Source organism: Proteus terrae, assembly GCF_003144325.1.
Lineage (GTDB): Bacteria > Pseudomonadota > Gammaproteobacteria > Enterobacterales > Enterobacteriaceae > Proteus > Proteus terrae.
In genome coordinates this window covers 101,259-124,499 of record NZ_PENS01000014.1, presented here as the reverse complement: position 1 = coordinate 124,499, position 23,241 = coordinate 101,259, and the positions used below count along the sequence as shown (strand labels likewise).

Genomic DNA, 23,241 nt, shown 5'->3' with positions numbered 1-23,241 from the left:
TATGAAATCATTTGATGTTGTTATTGCTGGTGGTGGAATGGTTGGGCTTGCATTAGCCAGCGGATTACACGGGTGTGGATTACGTATAGCGATAATAGAAAATCACCCAGTAACGAAGCTTTTTCACCCACAGGATGATTTTTCATTACGGGTATCTGCTATTAATACAGCCAGTGAAATGTTGCTGAAAAAATTAGGTGTTTGGGAAAACTTACAGGCATTACGAACCGCGCCATATCAAGGTATGGACGTTTGGGATCAAGATAGTTTTGGTCGTATTGAGTTTTCAGCACAAAAAGAAGGGTTCAGCCACTTAGGCTCTATTATCGAAAATAACCTTATTCGTGAAGTTCTTTGGCAAAAATGTGAAAGCCACAGTGATATTACCTTCTATTCATCAACGCAGATTGAGCGTGTGGTGTGGGGGGAGAATGATGCATTTATAACTCTGAATGATGGTGAGATGTTAACGGCAAGATTAGTTGTCGGAGCTGATGGCGCTAATTCGTGGTTACGTAAACATGCAGATATTCCCCTGACTTTTTGGGATTATGAACATCATGCCTTAGTTGCTACTATTCGTACTGAACTGCCTCATGATAATGTTGCGCGTCAAGTATTTCATGGTGAAGGTATTTTGGCATTTCTACCTCTTTCTGATCCTCATACTTGTTCTATTGTTTGGTCTTTACCAAGTAACCTCGCTGAAAGTTATAAAAACGCAGAAAAAAACTTATTTGAGCGTACATTAGGTGTGACCTTTGATATGCGTTTAGGTCAATGTGAATTGATGAGCGATCGTATGACCATACCATTAACAGGTCGTTATGCTCGCCAATTTGCCGCTCCTCGTTTAGCACTATTAGGTGATGCAGCACATACAATCCATCCTTTAGCTGGACAAGGCGTTAACCTCGGTTTTATGGATGTTGCAGAGTTAATTGGTGAGATCCGTCGCTTAAAAGCAGAAGGTAAAGATTTTGGTGAATATCTCTATTTGAGACGATTCGAGCGTCGTCGCAAACATGCAGCAGCCGTAATGCTGGCAAGTATGCAAGGATTCCGTGAACTTTTTGCTGGCAACAACCCAGTTAAAAAACTGGTTCGGGATATCGGCCTTTCGTTAGCAGATAGTTTACCGGGGGTAAAACCTAAGTTACTTGAGCAAGCAATGGGGCTTTCTGATTTACCTGAATGGTTAAGTGATAAAAATTTCACTTCAGTTGAAAAAATCTAATTCCTCGCTTATTTCACATTACTTTTATTTATATCTGACTGAAGAAATAGAACTAAAAAAATCTATTTTTTCAGTCTATTCTTTGCACTAATTCCTTTTTTTCAGTAATTCCTCGCTAAAAATGAGCGCTGATACGCATAATTGCAATCATTAGTTCTGCATACCCATATGTCTACATTATGATTAAGAGACGCTATACCCTATTTTAACTTATGGTTTATTTTTTCTCACAATGCTAAGTTCAAGGGGATGGTATCGTTTGCGTTGTACATTAATTGCTCGTATTTGTTAAATCTATGTTTAAAAATAAACTTAAACTTGAGATTAACACTATGATTTTAAATCAAGTTTAATTTTATATTTAACAAATGCGTTCTCTGAATAATCTAAAGTAAAAGTAGAAAGAGGGAAGAATGGCAAAACAGACTCCGTTGTATGATGAGCATGTAGCCTGCGGTGCTCGTATGGTCGATTTTCATGGTTGGATGATGCCTTTGCACTATGGCTCCCAAATAGATGAACATCATATTGTACGTCGTGATGCTGGTATGTTTGATGTTTCTCATATGACCATTGTTGACTTACATGGCTCACAAGTTAAAGATTTTCTACGTTATTTATTAGCGAATGATATCGCTAAGCTCACCGAAAAAGGTAAGGCGCTTTATACCGGTATGCTAAACGCATCAGGTGGTGTAATTGATGATCTTATCGTCTATTACTTTGATGACTCTTTCTATCGCCTTGTTGTGAACTCCGCTACTCGTGAGAAAGATCTGGCATGGATTGAACAACATGCTTCAGATTATGTTGTGGATATCTCAGTTCGTGACGATTTGGCATTAATCGCTGTTCAAGGTCCTCATGCACAAGAGAAAGTACAAAGCTTATTAACTGAAGCGCAACGCCAAGTTGTTTGTGCTATGAAGCCTTTCTATGGTGTAGAACTTGGAGACTTATTTGTTGCAACAACAGGCTATACCGGTGAAGCAGGTTATGAAATTGCAATGCCAAAAGAGCAAGCAGTCGATTTTTGGAAAAAATTATTAGCTGTGGGTGTTAAACCTGCAGGATTAGGTGCGAGAGATACATTACGTTTAGAAGCCGGAATGAACCTCTATAGCCAAGAGATGGATGAAACTGTTAATCCACTTGAAGCGAATATGGGATGGACGATTGCATGGACACCGGAAGATCGTCAATTTATTGGTCGAGAAGCATTAGAAAAATTACGCGCAACAGGCACAGATAAACTTGTTGGTCTTGTAATGCGAGAGAAAGGTGTGTTGCGTGCAGGTACTGCCGTACACTTTACTGATGATTTAGGTGAATTAAGAGAAGGTATTATCACAAGTGGTACTTTTTCGCCTACATTAGGCTTTAGTATTGCATTAGCAAGAGTTCCCGCAGGTATAAAAGATAGCGCAATTGTATTAATGCGTAATCGTGAGATGCCAGTAGAAGTGGTAAAACCTGGTTTTGTTCGTTCAGGTAAAGCATTGGTATAGCACGCACTATTATTTTAAATGGAGAGTAAGGTCAATGAGTCAAATACCTAGTGAATTAAAATACGCACAATCTCATGAGTGGATCCGTTCAGAAGGCAATGGTGAATACACTATCGGTATTACTGAACATGCACAGGAATTATTAGGTGATATGGTGTTTGTTGATCTACCAGAAGTAGGTAGAGAAGTCGCAATCGGTGATGATTGTGCCGTAGCGGAATCAGTAAAAGCCGCATCAGATATTTACGCACCATTGTCGGGTGAAATTATCGCAGTAAATGAAGAGTTAAATGACTCTCCAGAGCTTGTCAACAGTGCACCTTACGGAGAAGGTTGGTTATTTCGCATTAAAGCAAATAATGAAAGCGAATTAGACGACTTACTTGATGCCGCAGGTTATCAAGAACTGGTAGATAGCGAAGAGTAAAACGAAGCGCCCCGTCAAATCAATGCCGGGGCGTTTTTATTTGTTAGCTTGTTGTCGTAATGCTATTTCAACGCGCTTTAAGCCGTGTGCTATTTACCTATCCATTCATAGTGAATTCAGGAAATTACTTGCAATGACACAGACTTTAAATCAGTTAGAGTATCGCGATGAATTTATTCGTCGCCATATTGGTTCATCACCAGAACAGATTAAAGAGATGCTCAGTGCTGTTGGCGTCTCCTCATTAAATGAATTAACTCAAAAAATTGTTCCAGATAATATTCAATTAGAGACACCACCGAATGTGGGTGCAGGAGCAACAGAGCAAGAAGCCTTGGCTGAACTAAAAGCGATCGCTAGCCAAAATAAACGTTTTGCTTCTTACATTGGAATGGGTTACGCACCTTCTGTATTACCCCCTGTGATTTTGCGTAATTTATTAGAAAATCCGGGTTGGTATACCGCTTATACACCGTATCAGCCAGAAGTTTCTCAAGGTCGTCTAGAATCACTACTGAATTTCCAACAGGTTACAATTGATTACACAGGAATGGATCTCGCCTCTGCATCGTTGCTAGATGAAGCAACAGCAGCTGCAGAAGCAATGGCAATGGCAAAACGTGTAAGCAAATTAAAAAATGCGGAGCGTTTCTTTGTTGCTGATGATATTCACCCTCAAACTTTAGATGTTGTCAGAACTCGTGCTGATACCTTTGGTTTTGAAGTAGTTGTTGATAAGGCTGAAAAAGTATTAGAGCTTGAAGGTGTCTTTGGCGTGCTATTACAACAAGTCGGCACAACGGGTGAAGTTCATGATCACAGTAAGTTATTAGCAGCACTAAAAGAACGCAAAATTATTACCAGTGTTGCCGCTGATTTAATGGCGCTGGTGGTACTCACTGCACCTGGTCATCAAGGTGCTGATATCGTATTAGGCTCAGCGCAACGTTTTGGTGTTCCAATGGGCTACGGTGGACCACATGCGGCATTCTTTGCTTGTCGTGATGAATATAAACGTGCGATGCCGGGACGTATTATTGGTGTTTCTCGTGATGCTGCGGGTAATCGTGCATTACGTATGGCGATGCAAACGCGTGAGCAACATATTCGCCGTGAAAAAGCGAACTCCAATATTTGTACATCCCAAGTCTTACTTGCCAATATTGCGGCGATGTATGCGGTTTATCATGGGCCAGAAGGATTAAAAACCATCGCTCAACGTATTCATCGTTTAACAGATATTTTAGCCGCGGGTTTACAACAAAACGGTATGGCATTACGCCATAAAACTTGGTTTGATACTTTAACGATTGATACCGTAGATAAAGCTGCTGTATTACAACGCGCTAAAGATGCTGAAATTAACTTACGTACTGATATTGTGGGTGCCGTGGGTGTAACACTAAGCGAAATTACAACACGTGAAGATGTATTAAAGCTTGTTGAAATTATCAGTGGTAAAGCATTTGCCGGTGATATTGATGTACTTGATAAACAAGAGGCATCTGCATCAGCATCAATCCCTGCTTCTATGCAACGTAAAGACACAGTGCTGACGCATGAAAACTTCCATCGTTATCACAGCGAAACAGAAATGATGCGCTATATGCATCGTTTAGAAAACAAAGACTTAGCATTGAATCAAGCGATGATCCCATTAGGCTCATGTACAATGAAACTTAATGCTGCCGCTGAAATGATCCCGATTACATGGCCTGAGTTTACAGAGTTACATCCATTCTGCCCAGCTTATCAAGCGAAAGGCTATCAAGTGATGATTGGACAACTCTCCAGTTGGCTTGCTGCATTAACGGGTTATGATGCGATGTGTATGCAACCAAACTCAGGTGCCCAAGGTGAATATGCCGGTTTATTAGCTATTCGTCGTTATCACCAAAGTCGTGGAGAAGGTGCGCGACATATCTGTTTGATCCCAAGTTCAGCACACGGTACTAACCCAGCGTCCGCCCATATGGCAGGAATGACAGTGGTTGTTGTCGGTTGTGATGATAACGGTAATATCGATATTGCGGACTTAAAAGCCAAAGCAGAAAAGCACCAAGCTGAACTTTCTTGTGTGATGGTGACATATCCATCAACACATGGTGTTTATGAAGAAGGTATTCGTGAAGTTTGTGAAATCATTCATCAATATGGCGGACAAGTTTATCTTGATGGTGCCAATATGAATGCGCAAGTGGGGATCACTACACCAGGCTTTATTGGCTCTGATGTTTCTCACTTAAACTTACATAAAACCTTCTGTATTCCTCATGGCGGTGGTGGCCCAGGCATGGGACCTATTGGTGTGAAATCACACTTAGCACCGTTTGTACCAGGGCATTCTGTTGTTGAAATGGAGAATGTTACTACACAAGGTGCGGTTTCTGCGGCTCAATTTGGTAGCGCTTCAATACTACCAATTAGCTGGATGTATATTCGTATGATGGGCGCACAAGGGCTTAAACAAGCCAGCCAAGTTGCGATCTTAAATGCGAACTATATCGCGCAACGCCTAAAAAATGACTATGACATTCTTTATGCTGGCGCTGATGGTTATGTCGCACATGAATGTATTATCGATATTCGTCCATTAAAAGCGAATTATGGTATCAGTGAAATGGATGTAGCTAAGCGTTTAATTGACTATGGATTCCACGCTCCAACCATGTCATTCCCTGTTGCGGGTACATTAATGATTGAGCCAACAGAATCCGAAAGTAAAGTTGAAATTGATCGCTTTATTGAGGCTCTGCTTTCTATTCGTGCTGAAATTGCACTGGTAGATAAAGGCGTATGGCCAATTGACGATAACCCATTAGTTAATGCGCCTCATACTCAATATGAATTAGTGCAAGAGTGGCCACATAGTTATAGCCGTGAATGTGCGGTGTTCCCAAGTGAAGCAACGAAACAAAACAAATATTGGCCAGCGGTTAAACGTCTTGATGATGTGTATGGCGACCGTCATTTACATTGTTCATGCGCACCAATTAGTGATTATGAGTAAGCTTTAATCTAGCAATATTCCTAAATAAAATACCGATGGTTAAGTTAGCCATCGGTATTTTTTATTTAATATATTCAGTATTGAATATATTACTTCAGCCAGCCTTTTTTCTGCGCCTCTAATAATTGAGGGTAGAGATATTGCCAAAATTCCGGCCACTGTTTTTCAATAAACAGATTACGCGCCAATACTTGCTCTAAGCGGATATTATTTTCAACCCAACTTTGGCCTTCATTATGTAAATTCATAAGCATTGGCATGGTACGATCAAGAATATTGGCAAACTGAGATTCTGGTGTTTCAGCTGCATCATATTCCAACCATAAATTGAGAAAATATTCACTTTGTGGAGAAGGTAATAAAGCGAAAATACGTTTTGCGGCTTTTTGCTCGTGCTCTTTAATCGCTTCACGAGCAGCAACATCATAAACCATCACATCGCCAGCATCTATTTCAACGATATCGTGAACAAGCGCTAACTGAATAGCACGCCCCATATCAATATCACCCGCATAGGGCTGAAAACTCATTGCCGCAACGGCAAAGTGCCAGCTATGTTCTGCAGTATTTTCAGAACGACTATTGTCTAATACATTATTTTTACGATAAACACGTTTTAGTTTATCTAACTCCATAATAAAGTTAATCGTATCAGAGAAGGGGCCAAATGCCCCTTTAGGTAATTGTGTCATAAAAACCCGTATTGGTATGATAAATAAAAATTACTCTTCTTCTAAAGAATAAGGCAATGGTTTGATGGATAGACGGCTGATGTTATCGCCTTGAACTCTAAATACACTATCGAGCTTCATATCGTTATTCATAACAACTTCAGCCAAAATAGTATTATCAGCCATACGTACAGCACTCAATACCGTTCCTGTTTTACGCCATTTATCTTCGCCTAATTGCCATTCAACGCTACCGCCAATTTCAGGTAATTCAGTACCACCACCTGATAATAGGTACATTGCACGTTTATTGGCACCTCTGAATTTTGCGCGAGATACCATTTCTTGTCCGGTATAACAGCCTTTTTTAAAGCAGATGCTCAGCGGTAATGCTTGCAGATTTGTTGCTTGAGGTAAGAATTGTTCAATATTTGGAGTATCAATAATAGGATATCCAGCCTCGATATCTAAGGCCAACCATTGCTCGCTATTACTGGTTTCTGCTTTTAATGTTATTGCAAGATTTTTTGCTGTTTCTTCATCTGTTACGATTAAAAAACGTTCAGTAGGTAAAGGTAGCTGAAGAATATAAGTATTATGGTGATTAACAACTTCATTTGCTTTACGAGGGATATTTGGAAAGTAATTGGCCAATGCAAGAGCAGCACCTTGTCCGGCTAATCCTAATAAAACGCTATCTGTATTCTCAGCTAAGGTTACTTTTGAAAATACGGCATATTTTTTTAATTCAGTAAGTTGTTTTTGCGCAACATTTTTACGCAGAATATAAGCAAAACCTTCTTGCTGGTGGAATAAGCGAAGCGTACTCCACATTTTACCTTTTGCTTCACAGTGTGCAGACAATGTATGTGTCGTTGTTGGAAGAGCTGCAATATCCGTAGTTAATTGACCTTGTAGATATTTTTCACTGTCAGCACCTGTTGCTGTTATCAGTGACCATTCATCTAAAGAAACCAGTGTTAATGGTAAATTGATTGCTGCATGAGGGCGTTTAGCCTGAGTAGAATTTTGAGTCATGATGTCACCAGCTATTAAATTAATCAGATACATCAGTTATGGTAAAAGAGTGACAAGACAATGCAAGTCATTATTATTTTTAACGCACAGAAAATGAACCTGATAAATAACAAATGAAAGCGTGTTCAATAGGTTGTCTATGAGACTAAACCTACAAACTGTGATCATTTTGATGTTAAAAATTTTACGATAAGACTATCATCAGGGCTAGGAAGAAATAGTGGTATTTCTTGATTTGAACAATGTAAAGAGCAGAGTATGACTATCGATATAGAGAATAAAGCACGAATTAATTGGGCATGTCGTCGCGGAATGCGTGAACTGGATATTTCTATCATGCCTTTTTTCGAGAATGAGTACGATACGCTATCTGATAACGATAAAGCGCTTTTTGTTCGTTTACTAGAGTGTGCAGATCCTGATTTATTTAACTGGTTAATGAATCATGGACGCCCTGATGATGATGCGCTCTATTATATGGTGAAATTAATCCAAGAGCGTAATAAAGCGAGAATGGCGGAGATCGTTGATAAATATTAATAAAATAGATTATCAAATCAGCGATAGATCAAATAGTAATTAAGATTGATTAAAAATGACGCTTTTATTTTCTCATCAAATAAAGGCGTTTTTATTTTTTATAAAAATTTAATAATATTAATAACACTCTAAAATTTACTGAAATAACAAATGTAGTTACGCTAAGTTTGCGCACCATCTCTAAAAATGATGGCTTAAATCGCCTTTTTTTCGATGTTTTTCGTTTTATACTGAATAAATCAGGTATGCTGAATTTATTAAAACAACGATTAAAAAAGAATATAAATTACGTATTTATTATTAAGTTATATTTTTTGAACACATATTAAATAGAAAGGATAGCCATAAATAATTGAGCTAACATGTAAGATAAATTATTTGCAAGGTTAAGAAAGAAGTTACATTATAAATAGGTTGGTCTTTATTATCTTTAACTTATTTATATCCGTATAGAATTACAGCAGGAGTTAATATAACTCGTGATTTTATGGAAATCGCACCTCACAGTATCATGGTTCACTCAACTTTTCTCAACGGTTGCTTATGTTGCCTTTGTGATAGGCTTACTGTTGTATCCGTGGCCTCCTGATTTTATTTATGTTTGGGTGCCATTGTTACTTTTCCTGATCGGCAGTTGGTATTTCACACAAAAGAATATTAGTCGTATCAAAGGGGATTTTGTTTTACTAAATGGTAATCGAATTCAATGGAAACTGCATGAATGGCAAATAACAAAAAGCCCTTGGATCAGCCGTTTTGGTACTCGAATAACGTTGACTTCTATTCTAAATAAAAAGCAAATCACGTTATGGGTCGCTTTTGATAGTATGACTGAAAATGAGTGGCGTAACTTCTCTCAGTTATTAATGCAATATCCAGATATTTAATACCTGGATATTAAATTTATAAATTTTCTTCTACTTCACGTAGAATTTGCATACACCATTGTGATAAACGTTCATCAGTTTCTTCAAACTGGTTAACGTCATCTAATGCAAGACCAACAAAATGCTTACCATCATCCGATAAAGGTTTTGGGCTGATAAATTCATACCCATCAACAGGCCAGAATCCAATAAACTTAACACCACTTGGTAATAAATGATGGTAGAGCATACCCAGCGCATCAAGAAACCATTCGCTGTAATCAACTTGATCGCCCATTCCATACATTGCAATAAGCTTATTTTTTAAATTTAATGTCGGCAATGTATCCCAAATATTGAGCCAATCTTCTTGGATCTCACCAAAATCCCAAGTTGGAATACCTAAAATAAGGATGTCATATTGTTCCATAAGCGTGAGATCACACTCTTGAACATTATGAAGATCAACAAACTCTTCACCGAGAATATCACGAATTTTTTCTGCTGCCATTTCGGTGTAACAGGTGCTAGAACCGTAAAATAGACCAATTTTCATAAAGGTTTTTAGGATATTTTTGCCAATAAAGGTCACTATTGTACCAGAAAATTTTTTTTATAAGGCATAATGTAAAGGCGATAAGCTAAAGAGAGGGAGCGCAAGACCGTGTCACAAACTAAATTATCGACAAAAAAGACAACTCATACCAATGAAGATACTGATATTATCATTGAACAATTTCTCGACAATATTTGGTTAGAGCAAGGCTTATCCGCTAATACACTCAGCTCTTATCGCTTAGATTTACAAGCACTAGGCCAATGGCTTGCACACCAGCAATTAGATTGGTTATCAGCCACTACTTTGGATTTACAATCTTTTCTCGCGACACGTTTAGATGAAGGCTATAAAGCCAGCAGCGCCGCTCGATTGCTTAGTACAATGCGTCGATTATTCCAATATTTATATCGTGAAAAATTACGTTTAGATGATCCTAGTGCATTACTTTCAACGCCTAAGCTCCCAAAACGTTTACCAAAAGATTTAAGTGAGCGACAAGTTGATGACCTACTCAATGCCCCCTGTATTGATGAGCCACTTGAATTGCGCGATAAAGCAATGCTTGAAGTCCTTTATGCGTGTGGACTTCGTGTTTCTGAATTAGTGGGATTATCCCTTTCTGATATCAGCTTACGACAAGGCGTGCTACGTGTTATTGGTAAAGGTGATAAAGAACGATTAGTTCCTTTAGGTGAAGAAGCTATTTACTGGCTAGAGCAATATCTGCAATATGGAAGACCCACTTTAATGCAAGGGAAAACGGACGATATTGTTTTTCCTAGCTTAAGAGGGCAAAAAATGACACGACAAACATTCTGGCATCGGATAAAACATTATGCCGTGATAGCAGGGATTGATACTGAAAAACTATCACCCCATGTGTTGCGTCATGCATTTGCGACACATCTCTTAAATCATGGAGCAGACTTGCGTGTTGTACAGATGTTATTGGGGCACAGTGACCTCTCTACAACACAGATTTATACCCATGTTGCAACAGAGCGCTTGAAGGCGCTTCATCAGCAACATCACCCAAGGGGATAGCCGCTAAATAGCTGGCGTTAAATAGGAATTCAAATGAAAAAGAAATTATTCTGGTTGCCAATCTTATTAAGTATGGTGTCAATGCCAGTGCTTGCTGACAATACTTCTATTGAAGCGCAATTGGCTAAAATGCAGATTAAAGCAGAGAGTATTCAACCAACGCCGATTGTTGGATTAAATGCAGTATTATCAGATAAAGGCATTTTTTATATTACAGATGATGGTAAATATCTGACTGCAGGGCCTATTTATAATATTAGTAGTGGTGAGCCAGTTAGTATTGCTAATCAAGTTATTATGAAAAAAATAGACTCACTTAAAAATGAAATGATTGTTTATAAAGCGCGTAATGAGCGCCATATGATCACCATTTTTACTGATATCAGTTGCCCTTATTGCCAAAAACTTCACCAAGAAGTGCCTGAACTGAATAAACAGGGTGTAACAGTGCGTTATTTGGCATTTCCTCGTAACGGTGTTGGCAATAATATCGTGAGTAAAGAAATGAATGCTGTGTGGTGTAGTGGTTTTCCTAATAAATCATTAGACAGTGCATTTAAAGGTGACAAAATTATCCCCATTGATGAATGTGCAAAAATCAATATCAATGAACATTTTAAATTAGGCACCATGATGGGTATTCAAGGCACTCCTGCTATTGTATTACCTAATGCCAGTATTTACGGTGGGTATATTTCTGCTCAAAACCTTGTTGAATTATTAGATAAAAAAGAGAAGTAATTACGTTTTATGGTCACTATTGAACCGACACTGCGTCGTCGAATTGCAAAGGCAACTCAATTACCGGATAACTTAGATCCCTTATTACGACAAATTTATGCTAATCGCGGAATAACATCTGAAGTTCAACTAGAACGATCGTTAAAAGGCTTACTTCATTATCAAGCATTAACAGGAATAGAAACGGCAATTTCATTACTGATTGAGGCGTTACAGCAACAATCTCGTATTGTAATTGTCGGCGATTTTGATGCTGATGGCGCAACAAGTACCGCACTTGCGATTAAAGCATTACGGCAAATGGGATTTAAGCAAGTTAGCTATCATATTCCTAATCGCTTTGATGATGGCTATGGTTTAAGCCCTCAAGTTGTTCATGACGTTGCTAAAAAGGGAGTTGATCTTATTATCACCGTTGATAATGGAATTTCCTCTTTTGAAGGTGTGGATACCGCTCATGAATATGGCATTCGTGTCCTCGTTACTGATCACCATTTACCCGGACAAACCTTACCCGCGGCTGATGCGATTATTAATCCTAACCTGACAGATTGTTCTTTTTTATCTAAATCATTAGCTGGTGTTGGCGTTACTTTTTATTTAATGACGGCATTAAGAGCTGAATTAGAAAAACAAGGTTGGTTTGAGCAACAAAACTTAGTTCGCCCCAATATGGCGGATTTTCTTGATTTAGTTGCATTAGGCACAGTGGCAGACGTTGTTCCTCTCGATGAAAATAATCGTATTTTTGTTTATGAAGGATTACGCCGAATTAGAGCTGGTCGTTGTTGTGTAGGAATAAAAGCGCTAACGGAAGTCTCTCGAAAAGAACTCGCTCAACTAGTCAGTAGCGATTTGGGTTTCTCTTTAGGGCCACGCTTAAACGCTGCTGGGCGTCTTGATGATATGTCTGTGGGTGTTGCTTTACTTTTAACCGACAATATTGGTTCTGCGCGTGAAATTGCTAATGAACTTGATGGATTAAATCAAACTCGGCGTGAAATTGAAGCGGGTATGCAAGAAGAAGCTTCAACCATTTTCCGTCAATTTATGGGAACACAACATGATTTACCAAATGGTTTAGCGATCTATCATCCTGAGTGGCATCAAGGTGTTGTAGGTATTTTAGCTTCTCGTATTAAAGAAAAATTGCATCGCCCTGTTATTGCTTTTGCACCTAGCGGTGATGGTTTGTTGAAAGGCTCTGGTCGTTCAATAAGTGGTGTACATCTTCGAGATGCATTAGAACGATTAAATACGTTAAATCCGGGGTTGATGGTGAAATTCGGTGGGCACGCAATGGCTGCTGGGCTTTCACTTGAAGAAGAGAAATTCCCACTGTTTCAGCGTCATTTTTCGTCTTTGATGGCAGAGTTGGTTTCCGATGAACAGTTACAAGGCGTAATTTTATCGGATGGTGAACTAACCGATAATCAACTTTCATTACCTATCGCCGAAATGCTAAGAGAAGCAGGGCCTTGGGGACAGGCTTTTCCTGAACCTCTATTTGACGGTAAATTTACGTTGTTACAACAACGTATTGTAGGTAGTAAGCATTTAAAAATGATGCTTCAGCCAGTGAATAGTCATTTAATGATTGATGCGATTGCATTCAATGTTGATATCAATATGTGGCCGGATAACAGCATTAAAACGGTAGAGTTAGCCTATCGACTAGATGTAAATGAGTTTAGAGGACAACGTAATGCACAACTGCTTGTTGAGCACATTTGGCCTTGTTAACACAAATAAGTAAGTAATTTATCGTGATATAAAGGGTAACGTTGTTATGGTAATAACTATCTGGTAGACAATTGTATATAAATGCTATAAACCCGCTGATATATCCGTTACAATATGCGGTTCAAAATTTATTCCAACTGTTTTTTGAAAACAACATAAAGACGAAAAAGTATGTTTGAAATCAACCCCGTAAAACACCAAATAGAAGAAGTCTCTGAAAGAACAAATGTTCTCAGGGGGTATCTTTGACTATGATGCCAAGAAAGAGCGTTTAGAAGAAGTTAACGCTGAATTAGAGCAACCTGATGTATGGAATGAGCCAGAAAGGGCACAAGCATTGGGCAAAGAGCGTTCATCTCTTGAGGCCATCGTAGAAACAATCGATCAGTTAGATCAAGGATTAGAAGATGTTTCTGGTTTACTTGATTTAGCGGTTGAAGCTGATGATGAAGAAACATTTAACGAAGCTATTGCTGAATTAGATGGTTTAAATAAAAAGCTTGAGCAATTAGAATTCCGTCGCATGTTCTCTGGTGAATATGATAGTGCGGATTGCTACCTTGATTTACAAGCAGGCTCTGGTGGTACAGAAGCGCAGGATTGGGCAAGTATGCTGATGCGTATGTACTTACGTTGGGCTGAATCAAGAGGCTTTAAAACAGAAATTATTGAAGAATCTGACGGTGATGTTGCAGGATTAAAATCAGCGACTATCAAAATTATTGGTGAGTACGCTTATGGTTGGTTACGTACAGAAACAGGTGTTCATCGCTTAGTTCGTAAAAGTCCATTTGACTCAGGTGGCCGTCGCCATACCTCATTTAGCTCTGCCTTTATTTACCCTGAAGTTGATGACAATATTGATATTGAAATCAACCCAGCTGATTTACGTATTGACGTTTATCGTGCTTCAGGTGCGGGTGGACAGCACGTTAACAAAACAGAATCTGCGGTGCGTATTACCCACGTTCCAACAGGTCTTGTCACTCAATGCCAAAACGATCGCTCTCAGCATAAGAACAAAGATCAGGCAATGAAGCAGATGAAAGCGAAATTATACGAGCTGGAAATGCAGAAGAAAAATGCAGACAAGCAAGTAATGGAAGATAACAAGTCCGATATTGGCTGGGGTAGTCAAATTCGTTCTTATGTTCTTGATGATTCACGCATTAAAGATTTACGTACTGGTGTGGAAACACGTAATACGCAAGCAGTATTAGACGGTGATCTTGATAAATTTATTGAAGCTAGCTTAAAAGCGGGCCTGTGAGGAAAAACATGTCGCAACAGCAACAAGGTGCGGAGCAGGCACCTGATTTAAATAACGAACTGCAAACACGCCGCGAAAAATTATCCGCTTTACGCGATAATGGTAACGCATTCCCAAATGATTTCCGCAGAGACGCTCTGTCTGACGAATTACATCAAAAGTATGATGCAATGAGTGCAGAAGAGTTAGAAGCAGCGAATGTGGAAGTTTCTATTGCAGGTCGTATGATGACTCGCCGTATTATGGGCAAGGCATCTTTCGCTACATTGCAAGACATGGGTGGCCGTATTCAGCTTTATGTTTCTCGTGATGATTTACCAGAAGGTATTTATAACGAGCAATTTAAAAAATGGGATCTGGGCGATATCTTAGGTGCTCGCGGTCGTGTTTTCAAAACGAAAACAGGTGAATTAAGTGTTCACTGTACAGAAGTGCGTTTATTAACTAAAGCACTGCGCCCGTTACCGGATAAATTCCACGGTTTAGCTGACCAAGAAATGCGTTATCGTCAGCGTTATCTAGATCTGATATCTAACGAAGAATCGCGCAAAACTTTCCAAATTCGTTCACAAGTTATGGCGGGTATCCGTCAATTTATGGTGAACAAAGGCTTTATGGAAGTTGAAACGCCGATGATGCAAACTATCCCTGGTGGAGCAAGTGCGCGTCCGTTTATTACTCACCATAATGCGTTAGATATCGATATGTATCTGCGTATTGCGCCTGAGTTATATTTAAAACGTTTAGTTGTCGGTGGTTTTGATCGCGTATTCGAAATCAACCGTAACTTCCGTAACGAAGGTGTATCACCACGTCATAACCCTGAGTTCACCATGATGGAACTCTATATGGCGTATGCAGATTATCGTGACCTGATTGAATTAACTGAGGAGTTATTCCGTACATTAACTGAAAATGTACTGGGTTCTTCGTTAGTGAAATATGGTGATCAAGAGTTTGATTTTGGTAAACCATTTGCCAAATTAACCATGAAAGAAGCTATCTGCAAATATCGTCCAGAAACTGCAATGGCTGATCTTGATGATATGGATAAAGCGGTTGCTATTGCTCAGTCTATCGGTATTAAGATTGAGAAAAGCTGGGGCTTAGGTCGTGTTCAATGTGAAATTTTTGAAGAAGTTGCTGAAAGCCACTTAATTCAACCAACGTTCATCATTGAATACCCAGCTGAAGTTTCTCCACTGGCTCGTCGTAACGATGATAATCCATTTATCACTGATCGCTTTGAATTCTTTATTGGTGGTCGTGAAATTGGTAATGGCTTCTCAGAACTTAATGATGCTCAAGACCAAGCAGAGCGTTTTGAAGATCAAGTTCGCCAAAAAGAAGCGGGTGATGCAGAAGCGATGTTCTTTGACCATGACTACATTACGGCATTAGAACACGGTTTACCTCCAACAGCTGGTTTAGGTATTGGTATTGACCGTATGGTGATGTTATTTACTGACAGCCATACCATTCGTGATGTTATTCTATTCCCGGCAATGCGCCCTAATAAATAATTGTTATTTTAAATAAATCCTTAATTTAACAATAGCATTAACGAAGAACAATATAGTTACAAGGCCACCGAAAGGTGGCTTTTTTGTTTTTAAAAACAGTGAGTTGTCTTTTTTGCGATGATTAAGTAATCATTTAAATAAGAAGGGGATTGTCGTTCAATTAGGGAAGCGTATAATCAAGAAAATCAATTGCGGGCGTAGTTCAATGGTAGAACGAGAGCTTCCCAAGCTCTATACGAGGGTTCGATTCCCTTCGCCCGCTCCAAACTCAAGTCTCTCCCGAAGTCTACCAAACTTAATTTTTCCTTGATAAATCAGCAGTTATAGCATTTTATTACTCTATTGAACTCGGGGGGATAATTGCCCCCTGCTATGCTTTTTTAACCCAAGATGAATTGCCAGAGTTTCTTTGTATTCTGAACACCTATGCCAGTAGGGTGCTTGCTAAAATAGCAATGCAATTGCTTATTTTGCTAGGAATCAAGGAAACCCGCCAGACCGGAAATGGTCTCTTCCTAGAATTTCAGATTGCCATCGCTGCAGTATGTACAATATTGATCACTGGCATAGTGTGCATCGGGTTCCGACATCGCATTCCTCAGGCCTAACAATACTTTTCGTGTTTTGACATATGATGTCCTTATGGTGATATCCTGATTAATAAACATATTAAATATGTTTTGTGCGGGTGATGCATCAGATCAAAGAAAAGGTGAAGCTCCCAGTATCTCCAGCCAGAAATACCGGGGACTTATTTTACCTGGCGATGAGCGCGAACACGCCCCAGCCAAAGTATTCTCTCGTGTACGTTACGTGACGTTTTGGCGAGATGTTTAGCTCGGCTCTGACTTCTGCTGCAAAGTCATCATCAGGATTGGCGTCCAGCCAGCGACGCATGGTCAGCCATTTCGCTGCCTCATACCGGTCCCAGCCTTCCTGATCTGCCAGTACCATTTCCACCACGTCATAGCCGAGGCCGTCGAACTCGCTGACAAGTCCTGACAGCGTCAGGAAATCGCTCGTCGAGCTGACGCCACAGGCTTGGGCTATTTCGTCTGATGCTGGGAACTGACGCCAGTAGGGTTCACCGATGAGCAGGATCCCACCTGGTTTAAGGCTCCGCGCCAGCAACTCAACCATTCCAACAAATCCACCGGCAATCCATGTCGCGCCGACGCAAGCGGCTACATCGCATTTTTCTTCTGCCACATACCCGGCGGCATCGTTATGAATGAAATGAACACGGTTGCTTACGCCGAGTTCTTCCGCACGCCGTCTGGCTTGCTCGCTGAACAACTGACTCATATCGATACCGACACCAGTAATGGCGTGATCACGGGCCCAGGTACAGAGCATTTCCCCCGAGCCACTGCCAAGATCAAGGATGCGAGTATTCGGCTTCATGCGTAATATTCGACCCAGTGTGTTGTACTTTTCGGGCGTAAAAGGGTTATGAATGCGGTGTTCGCTTTCGCTAATAGTAAAAATACGTGGGATATCCATGATCCTCTCCTTAACGGTTATCGAGCTGGGCGCGGACGTTATTCAGTCCGGTAGTGTTAATGCGATAAGGCTGACCGTTGACGGATTTGATCAGCTTTTTGGCTTTGAGTTTTTTGAAGACGGTGAGCGTGCAGTCGACAAGTAGCAGCCCTTCGCGACTGTAGCATTCAACGGCGGTGACGCGACCTGAAGCATCGCGGACGTGTGCAATACGTCCACCTTTGGCGAGAACGTGTAAGGTACGTTGTTCCTGACGGGATAAATTCATACTGGAAAACCTGTTTCATCATCATGTGTAAAACATGCAAACATACAGCGGTGTCCGCATTCGATTTTAGCGCATTGATAATCAGTCCGGCCTGTAAAGGTCGGGGAAACTGATTATCAGATGATGACATTCTCCAGCATCGAAGCCTCGGGTTGAGTTGAAAGGTATTTACGTGGTGAATGATATCACCTGTTTGTTATAAGTGAAAAGGGCGGAGTGATAAATGTGATCCCAAACAGGCAATAAAGAATCACCTTGTTTTGGCGCTTGTCTGGTACTGGAAGGAAACCGACTGCACTATCTGGCTGACCGAGCCAGCATTATCGGTGAATTCAGTAACGCAGAATTTTTGAAGTTGGATGAAGTATTCCCACGTTTTATCAGCCAGATGGAATAGATGTTGATGTTGACCATTGGTGACATCGATTCTCGTCATGCCAACGGCGTCGCCCTGAACCAAAGAAGCCCAGCTTTGCTTCCTCACTCAAGGAAGGTAACAAAAACTCTCTTTCGTTATGGATTTAAACCAGATGGTGAAGTTTGTTTCGACGATATTTGTTTCCGCGCTTCAGATTATTTTTAGATAAAAATAGAATTATTTAATTTTATTTATATTAAATAGGTGAGTCAGGTTGTATCACCTCATGTAAACGCCTTCCTCCTAATATCTATAATCGCACCTACTTACTTAAAATAACTCGAGAGTAGCCACTGTGATAATCAAATAAATAGTATAAAGCTCAAATGCTAGTTAAGTGATAATAAGATTTATTATTGGAAGAATTTTTATTCTTTAAATAAATTATTAAAGAAAGTAACTATATAAACAATATAGTTATTATTTTATTTCTTTAACTATTATTATTCATTTTTATCACCACTTTATTTTAATGATATGATTTTAAATGATTTTATATTTTCTTCATCAAGTTATAAAAAATGATATATAAGTAACACTTTTGCTTCTCCCCTCTAACTATTTTTATGTATAGAAAATTAAAAATAAATTTATAAAAAAAATTAGTAAAAAATTAAAATAAATTGAAAAAGTGTCGATAAGAGTACATTACGCCCAATTGGGATTACTTTATCTTGTTAGTTGAGAAATTCGATGCAGAAACTTCGTAATATTACTATTCGTCTGATGATGATAATCATTCTGGGGATATTATGTGTGTTATTTGGCAGTGTCAGTCTTTATAGCGCATGGTCACTATCACAAATATCTAAAGGCAATCAATCTGATAATCAAATAATAAAACAAATGGCTGCACTCAGTCAGGGAAATGATCAGTACTTTCGATTCACTTCTCGATTAAATCGTCTCGTTAAGGAGAAAGCAGAAGGCAAAAAAGTCGATTTTACACAAGCACAACTGGCGATGGAAAATATGGAAAAGCAGATTATATATATGAAGTCTGTTTCTCCAGGGCCGATGGATGCAAAAGTATCAAAAGAGCTAATGGATGTATGGCAAGCTCTTTTTGAGCAAGGAGTAAAAAAGCAGATGGAATTAGCGCTCAATGGCACCATTGAGCAATATGAATATCATGCAAAAAATGTAACACCTGCGTTGAGTCGCGAATTAGGTAATGTGAGTGAGAACTTTAATAATACTGCAAATATAAAAATTGATAGCACCATTGAAGAAGTGGATGAGCTTATTGAAGTGACACAAATTGTTATTATTATTAGCGCCATTTTAGGGGGAGTTATTCTGATCCTCACTGACCGTTATTTACTGGCAATGTTACAAAAACCACTTGAAAGCATTCGCCAACATTTTGTGAAAATTACAGAAGGCGATCTGAGTCAGTCCCTTGAGCCTTTTGGTAATAACTGTGCTGGGCGATTAATACCGTTATTAAATGATATGCAAAATAGTTTGCATGAAGCGGTAAGTACGATCCGAATGGGAAGTGAAAGCATCTATCGTGGTGCATCTGAAATTGCCAAAGGGAATAACGATTTGGCTTCTCGTACAGAAGAGCAAGCAACGGCATTAGAGCAAACAGCCGCGAGTATGGAAGAGATAACAGCTGCCGTTAACCAGAACATGGAACATGCTTACCAGGCGAGAGAATTGGCTGAAGTTGCATCAGTGACTGTTGAAAAAGGCAATGAATTAGCTGAATCTGTTGTAACAACAATGGATGGGATCTCTGATAGTTCAAGTAAAATTGCAGATATCATCGACGTTATTAATAATATTGCGTTTCAAACAAATATACTTGCTTTAAATGCGTCAGTAGAAGCGGCAAGGGCAGGAAATCATGGGCGAGGATTTATGGTTGTCGCCAATGAAGTGCGTAATTTAGCAGGAGATAGTGCCAAAGCCGCTAAAGAGATTGAAGTGCTTATTGCTGACTCCACTACGCGAGTAAGAAAAGGTGCAAGCTTAGTCAGTGATATGGAAAAAACGATGGAAGACATTTTGACGGGAGTTAAACAGGTAACGTCAATAATGAAAGAAATCACTAGTGCGTCTGAAGAGCAAAGTAAAGGTATTGGTCAAGTGAGTGTGGCTATTACTCAAATGGATAGCGTAACACAACAGAATGCCTCTTTAGTTGAACAAGTTTCAGCAGCAGCCATTTCATTAGAAAGACAAACCGAAGAATTACAGCTATCGGTACAAAAATTCAATCTAGCTAATCGTTGATATAGAAAAAATTGATAAAGTATGTGTCTAATGTGGTAAGTTTTTACTCGTTAGACACAAAAATATAATAAATCTAAAGGTTAAATTTTTATTATTCTTGTTTTTATTTAACAGTATAAATAAGCTTAACTTGCTCATTGATTGAGTGTTAAAGTGGTTATGTTTTATTATTTTCATCATGTGAAAAAGAAAATTATTATCCAAATTAAACGTTCTATAAATAGCAATGTTATTTTATTTATATTCAATAAATTAAAAAGTACTTTCCATTTTAATTTTCATAATCAATCAGTGATTATGTTAAAGCTTGAAGCGATTAATTTTTTAAAGATGTAGATATAAATCCTCTCTAATATAAATAATAATAAAGAGAGGGTGATGAAGAATAGTGTCTCAATGCTTAGAGCATTTTTTTTATATATTGTTCTGTCTTACTTATAACATCTTGGTATTGAGGGTGATCGATATAAGCATCATTGATGGTCTTATGTACATCCTGGATCACTATTTCTTTTTGTTTATCTGTCAAAGTCAATAACAAGGCTTTCAAAATTACTTTTACTGCCGCAATTTCATACTCTATATTGACAACTTTTTTTTCCATAAGATCCTCAAAAGAACGACAATTTATTGCTGTGTGATAGATTATTTTTCATATTAATTAATTGTTTAATTAAATCCAAGAAAAAATTAAATTGATAAAAGAATATGCAATTTTATCAATTTTTTATTAAAACAGTAAATATGAGGATATTTTAGATGTGGAAAATAGACATTCAGTAAATTTAACTTAGTGTTGTATTAATGAAAGAAAAATCACAGTGTATCCTATATAAAATAATCAATAGGATGCTATTAGCACCCTATAAAATTAGGGTGTAAACTTAATAGCAATAGCAAATAATCGTTTTCATTAGGCTTGGGTAAGTTTCTTCACATATTGCTCAGTTAAGTTAATAACTTCATTGAGCTGAGGGTATTTGTTTGATGTGTCCTCAAGCACTATAGATATATTGCCCAACATATCCCTTCGTTGTTTATCACTTAGTGTGGAAAGTAAAGATTTGATAACAATTTTTAGAGCAGCAATTTCGCATTCAATTTCTTTTAAATTTTTATCCATGATTTACCTGCCAGTATTTAATGGATGAGTAATATAGGTAATTTTTTTGTTTATCACAATTGTAGATGCATATTATTTAGATGTGTATCGCACATATTTAGATATGTATCGCACATTATGATGGCTAATGTTCTAGCCTAATATAAATTATTAAAAATAATTATCAAATTGTAAATTTTATATGTGGTAGTAAGTTGAAGTCTTATTGATATTTTCTGGCTTTAGGGCTAATAAGATAAATGATTGAAATTGATCTCGGATCTAGTTCTATTTAAATTTATTTATTTTTGTTTATATAATAAACAATTCTTAATGGTTATAATAAAAAATATCTTTTAATGATAATCTATTTTTGTCTTGTGTTATTTAATAGTGAAGTAAACAAGGATATTGTTACTCTTTACCTATGAAATACTAAAATTTTTATTTACCAGTAGAGATATTATAACCAAATAAATTACATTAACTTTGATGATAAAAAAGAAAAAGAGCTTATGTTTTTTACATGAAGCTCTTTTTAGCTTGTTGGATTATTGATTATTTTGCTTCACAAAAGCAACGTAGGCATCAATCCAGTTTTGCATAAAAGTTGCTGTTTTCTCTGAAAACTGTCCATTTTCAACCATGCCATCATACCATTTTAGATAACATTCTGGTTGATTTAGAGTTGGCATATTCAAGAAGGCTAACGAATTACGTAAATGCTGTTGAGCTATTGCTGTACTAATATTACCAGTTGAAACCCCAATAATACCTGCTGGAATTTTATCCCAAGCATTTGTCCCATAAGGGCGAGAAGCTTGGTCAATAGCATTTTTAAGCACACCAGGTATTGAACGGTTATATTCAGGGGTGATAAAGATGATGCCTTGACATGCTTTTATTTGTTGTTTGAAATCGACAACAGAAGAAGGGGTATGACTGTCATCGTCTTGGTTATAGAGAGGGAGAGTACTAATATCGATAAACTGATAGGTAAATTCTTGAGGAAATAACTTAATTAAGGCATGTGCTGTTTGTTTATTAAACGAATCTTTTCTTAAACTACCGACAACGATACCAATTTTAAAATGACTCATCTTAGTTCTCCTATTTTTAAGGATAAAATGAATACCAAAGCTTATATTAGATATTCATTTTTTGATTTTATCTCGGTATTAAAAAACAGCAACAAAATATAAGAGTATTTTTCACACGTAAATTGCGTAAATAAATGATAAAATTTTTATTATTATTTTTATTATTATCTGGTATTATTCCATCAATATAAAAAACGATCAGTTTATATGACAACATTTTTACTAAATAAATCCGATATTCAAGATTTGATGCATTTAGTGTGATGTAAGTAGTATTTTAAGAAAAAATAAATGAAATGATAGGCACACTCATTGCAACCAAGGGTGTTAGCTTATTTATTTAGTATGCAGTAGGTAATAGAAAATTATAATAAAATGGCTTAAAATGCGACAACTCATATGCTCTTATTTAAGACTGATCGGAATTAA

The 23,241-nt window shown here is 38.0% G+C and carries 20 protein-coding genes, 1 tRNA gene and 1 pseudogene; 14 read left to right on the top strand and 8 right to left on the bottom strand.

Going from position 1 to position 23,241, the window contains the following annotated elements; genetic code table 11:
• Position 1 precedes the first annotated feature (1 nt).
• The 4 genes from ubiI to gcvP all read left to right on the top strand — a co-directional run bounded on the left by ubiI (position 2) and on the right by gcvP (position 6,182).
• Positions 2–1,237 (top strand): FAD-dependent 2-octaprenylphenol hydroxylase, encoded by a 1,236-nt coding sequence (ubiI, locus tag DK857_RS14945; protein WP_109402588.1) that lies wholly within the window; start codon positions 2–4, stop codon positions 1,235–1,237.
• 413 nt (positions 1,238–1,650) lie between these two features.
• Positions 1,651–2,745, top strand: a complete 1,095-nt coding sequence (gene gcvT, locus DK857_RS14940) for a glycine cleavage system aminomethyltransferase GcvT (RefSeq protein WP_109402587.1) — start codon at positions 1,651–1,653, stop codon at positions 2,743–2,745.
• A 34-nt stretch (positions 2,746–2,779) separates the two neighbouring features.
• Positions 2,780–3,172, top strand: a complete 393-nt coding sequence (gcvH, locus tag DK857_RS14935; RefSeq protein WP_109392900.1) for a glycine cleavage system protein GcvH — start codon at positions 2,780–2,782, stop codon at positions 3,170–3,172.
• A 133-nt stretch (positions 3,173–3,305) separates the two neighbouring features.
• The gene (gene gcvP, locus DK857_RS14930; protein ID WP_109402586.1) at positions 3,306–6,182 is read left to right on the top strand and encodes an aminomethyl-transferring glycine dehydrogenase; all 2,877 of its coding nucleotides are present in this window, start codon (positions 3,306–3,308) and stop codon (positions 6,180–6,182) included.
• An 89-nt stretch (positions 6,183–6,271) separates the two neighbouring features.
• On the opposite strand, the gene DK857_RS14925 is transcribed toward gcvP, so the two are convergent.
• Both DK857_RS14925 and ygfZ read right to left on the bottom strand, forming a co-directional pair.
• Positions 6,272–6,874 (bottom strand): HD domain-containing protein, encoded by a 603-nt coding sequence (locus DK857_RS14925; protein WP_006533678.1) that lies wholly within the window; start codon positions 6,872–6,874, stop codon positions 6,272–6,274.
• A gap of 30 nt (positions 6,875–6,904) precedes the next feature.
• Positions 6,905–7,891, bottom strand: a complete 987-nt coding sequence (gene ygfZ / locus DK857_RS14920) for a tRNA-modifying protein YgfZ (RefSeq protein WP_109402585.1) — start codon at positions 7,889–7,891, stop codon at positions 6,905–6,907.
• Between the two features lie 264 nt (positions 7,892–8,155).
• Here ygfZ and sdhE point away from each other — a divergent pair, with 264 nt between their 5' ends.
• Both sdhE and DK857_RS14910 read left to right on the top strand, forming a co-directional pair.
• Positions 8,156–8,431, top strand: a complete 276-nt coding sequence (gene sdhE, locus DK857_RS14915) for an FAD assembly factor SdhE (protein WP_075670946.1) — start codon at positions 8,156–8,158, stop codon at positions 8,429–8,431.
• Positions 8,432–8,910: 479 nt separating this feature from the next.
• A complete protein-coding gene (locus DK857_RS14910; RefSeq protein WP_109392903.1) occupies positions 8,911–9,318 on the top strand; it encodes a protein YgfX in 408 nt (135 codons plus the stop codon).
• A 16-nt stretch (positions 9,319–9,334) separates the two neighbouring features.
• Here the strand turns inward: DK857_RS14910 and fldB are convergent, their stop codons facing one another.
• Positions 9,335–9,853, bottom strand: a complete 519-nt coding sequence (fldB, locus tag DK857_RS14905) for a flavodoxin FldB (RefSeq protein WP_109393078.1) — start codon at positions 9,851–9,853, stop codon at positions 9,335–9,337.
• A 108-nt stretch (positions 9,854–9,961) separates the two neighbouring features.
• Here fldB and xerD point away from each other — a divergent pair, with 108 nt between their 5' ends.
• From xerD to DK857_RS14875, 6 genes are all read left to right on the top strand, one after another.
• A complete protein-coding gene (xerD, locus tag DK857_RS14900; RefSeq protein WP_109402584.1) occupies positions 9,962–10,900 on the top strand; it encodes a site-specific tyrosine recombinase XerD in 939 nt (312 codons plus the stop codon).
• Positions 10,901–10,933: 33 nt separating this feature from the next.
• Positions 10,934–11,641: a bifunctional protein-disulfide isomerase/oxidoreductase DsbC gene (gene dsbC, locus DK857_RS14895; RefSeq protein ID WP_098942227.1), complete on the top strand. Its 708-nt coding sequence runs from the start codon at positions 10,934–10,936 to the stop codon at positions 11,639–11,641.
• Positions 11,642–11,650: 9 nt separating this feature from the next.
• Positions 11,651–13,384, top strand: a complete 1,734-nt coding sequence (gene recJ / locus DK857_RS14890; protein ID WP_109402583.1) for a single-stranded-DNA-specific exonuclease RecJ — start codon at positions 11,651–11,653, stop codon at positions 13,382–13,384.
• 171 nt (positions 13,385–13,555) lie between these two features.
• A protein-coding gene (prfB, locus tag DK857_RS14885; RefSeq protein ID WP_099659329.1) for a peptide chain release factor 2 occupies positions 13,556–14,654 on the top strand; the annotation gives its coding sequence in 2 pieces (ribosomal slippage) (positions 13,556–13,630 and positions 13,632–14,654; 1,098 coding nt in all).
• 8 nt (positions 14,655–14,662) lie between these two features.
• A complete protein-coding gene (gene lysS, locus DK857_RS14880) occupies positions 14,663–16,177 on the top strand; it encodes a lysine--tRNA ligase (protein ID WP_099659330.1) in 1,515 nt (504 codons plus the stop codon).
• A gap of 191 nt (positions 16,178–16,368) precedes the next feature.
• Positions 16,369–16,442, top strand: a tRNA-Gly gene (locus DK857_RS14875).
• A 491-nt stretch (positions 16,443–16,933) separates the two neighbouring features.
• Here DK857_RS14875 and DK857_RS14865 read toward each other — a convergent pair.
• Together DK857_RS14865 and DK857_RS14860 are read right to left on the bottom strand one after the other, a co-directional pair.
• Positions 16,934–17,680 carry a methyltransferase domain-containing protein gene (locus DK857_RS14865; RefSeq protein WP_109402582.1) on the bottom strand — a complete coding sequence of 249 codons (747 nt, stop codon included), beginning with the start codon at positions 17,678–17,680 and terminating at the stop codon, positions 16,934–16,936.
• Between the two features lie 10 nt (positions 17,681–17,690).
• Complete coding sequence (locus DK857_RS14860) at positions 17,691–17,948, bottom strand: YjhX family toxin (RefSeq protein ID WP_099659332.1); 258 nt, start codon at positions 17,946–17,948, stop codon at positions 17,691–17,693.
• Between the two features lie 271 nt (positions 17,949–18,219).
• Between DK857_RS14860 and DK857_RS14855 the strand changes: the two are divergent.
• Positions 18,220–18,342, top strand: a pseudogene (locus DK857_RS14855) (type IV toxin-antitoxin system YeeU family antitoxin); the annotation flags it as partial.
• Between the two features lie 717 nt (positions 18,343–19,059).
• A complete protein-coding gene (locus DK857_RS14850) occupies positions 19,060–20,610 on the top strand; it encodes a methyl-accepting chemotaxis protein (protein ID WP_109392908.1) in 1,551 nt (516 codons plus the stop codon).
• Positions 20,611–21,010: 400 nt separating this feature from the next.
• On the opposite strand, the gene DK857_RS14845 is transcribed toward DK857_RS14850, so the two are convergent.
• The 3 genes from DK857_RS14845 to DK857_RS14835 form a co-directional block, all read right to left on the bottom strand.
• Positions 21,011–21,214: a hypothetical protein gene (locus DK857_RS14845; RefSeq protein WP_109402581.1), complete on the bottom strand. Its 204-nt coding sequence runs from the start codon at positions 21,212–21,214 to the stop codon at positions 21,011–21,013.
• Between the two features lie 309 nt (positions 21,215–21,523).
• The gene (locus DK857_RS14840) at positions 21,524–21,733 is read right to left on the bottom strand and encodes a sigma-S stabilization anti-adapter protein IraP (protein WP_098942235.1); all 210 of its coding nucleotides are present in this window, start codon (positions 21,731–21,733) and stop codon (positions 21,524–21,526) included.
• Positions 21,734–22,263: 530 nt separating this feature from the next.
• Positions 22,264–22,812 (bottom strand): NADPH-dependent FMN reductase, encoded by a 549-nt coding sequence (locus DK857_RS14835; RefSeq protein WP_109392910.1) that lies wholly within the window; start codon positions 22,810–22,812, stop codon positions 22,264–22,266.
• Positions 22,813–23,241 lie beyond the last annotated feature (429 nt).

Bases quoted from the DNA above. Each gene is read 5' to 3' on its own strand.
- ubiI (WP_109402588.1), top strand. From the start codon at position 2: ATGAAATCATTTGATGTTGTTATTGCTGGTGGTGGAATGGTTGGGCTT.
- gcvT (WP_109402587.1), top strand. From the start codon at position 1,651: ATGGCAAAACAGACTCCGTTGTATGATGAGCATGTAGCCTGCGGTGCT.
- gcvH (WP_109392900.1), top strand. From the start codon at position 2,780: ATGAGTCAAATACCTAGTGAATTAAAATACGCACAATCTCATGAGTGG.
- gcvP (WP_109402586.1), top strand. From the start codon at position 3,306: ATGACACAGACTTTAAATCAGTTAGAGTATCGCGATGAATTTATTCGT.
- DK857_RS14925 (WP_006533678.1), bottom strand. From the start codon at position 6,874: ATGACACAATTACCTAAAGGGGCATTTGGCCCCTTCTCTGATACGATT.
- ygfZ (WP_109402585.1), bottom strand. From the start codon at position 7,891: ATGACTCAAAATTCTACTCAGGCTAAACGCCCTCATGCAGCAATCAAT.
- fldB (WP_109393078.1), bottom strand. From the start codon at position 9,853: ATGAAAATTGGTCTATTTTACGGTTCTAGCACCTGTTACACCGAAATG.
- dsbC (WP_098942227.1), top strand. From the start codon at position 10,934: ATGAAAAAGAAATTATTCTGGTTGCCAATCTTATTAAGTATGGTGTCA.
- recJ (WP_109402583.1), top strand. From the start codon at position 11,651: ATGGTCACTATTGAACCGACACTGCGTCGTCGAATTGCAAAGGCAACT.
- lysS (WP_099659330.1), top strand. From the start codon at position 14,663: ATGTCGCAACAGCAACAAGGTGCGGAGCAGGCACCTGATTTAAATAAC.
- DK857_RS14865 (WP_109402582.1), bottom strand. From the start codon at position 17,680: ATGGATATCCCACGTATTTTTACTATTAGCGAAAGCGAACACCGCATT.
- DK857_RS14860 (WP_099659332.1), bottom strand. From the start codon at position 17,948: ATGAATTTATCCCGTCAGGAACAACGTACCTTACACGTTCTCGCCAAA.
- DK857_RS14850 (WP_109392908.1), top strand. From the start codon at position 19,060: ATGCAGAAACTTCGTAATATTACTATTCGTCTGATGATGATAATCATT.
- DK857_RS14845 (WP_109402581.1), bottom strand. From the start codon at position 21,214: ATGGAAAAAAAAGTTGTCAATATAGAGTATGAAATTGCGGCAGTAAAA.
- DK857_RS14840 (WP_098942235.1), bottom strand. From the start codon at position 21,733: ATGGATAAAAATTTAAAAGAAATTGAATGCGAAATTGCTGCTCTAAAA.
- DK857_RS14835 (WP_109392910.1), bottom strand. From the start codon at position 22,812: ATGAGTCATTTTAAAATTGGTATCGTTGTCGGTAGTTTAAGAAAAGAT.